At 38.1% G+C, this 515-nt stretch carries 1 protein-coding gene; it reads right to left on the reverse strand.

The window, feature by feature from the left end:
- On the reverse strand, nt 1–515 hold a 515-nt coding region (locus tag E0L37_RS21305; RefSeq protein WP_205655680.1), incomplete at both ends, for an SLBB domain-containing protein.

Here is a 515-nt window from a genome sequence, read left to right on the forward strand (position 1 = left end):
ACTAGATTTTGTTTATCCTCTGCAATGAGGGGTAAGTCAATGACTAAACGACCTACGGCTTCAACATTTGCCAAATCAAGTAGTAGCTTATTCATTTCATCATAAGAAAGTCGCGTGCTACTAACTGATTTTTCAAAGCTTTTCGTTGCAATATCTCTTCGTAAATCCTCTGCTAGTTTAGCTAATTGCTTTTGCTCTTGTTGACGAATTGACTCACGTGTAAAAATGGCAGCATCTGGCTCTGCAAACTCAGAGAAGCCACCTGCTCGTTCTAATAAGTTAGTTAATGTTTCTCCACGACGAATGGTATAGATACCTTGGAATTTAACTTCACCTTTGAGCTCAACTTTTACATTTTCTTGCCAATTAGGAATTGAGAAAATATTAATGCTATCTTTGCTTCTCAGGACTTTGTTTTCCGAAGTTTTACCAACCATAGCCTGAGCTAAATTAAACTTAACATGCTCAACTTTAGAGCCTTCACCTGCAACAACACGGGTTATTTCAGCTTGCTC

The sequence above is a fragment of the Alcanivorax sp. 24 genome, from assembly GCF_004360225.1.
Classification (GTDB): domain Bacteria; phylum Pseudomonadota; class Gammaproteobacteria; order Pseudomonadales; family Alcanivoracaceae; genus Alloalcanivorax; species Alloalcanivorax xiamenensis.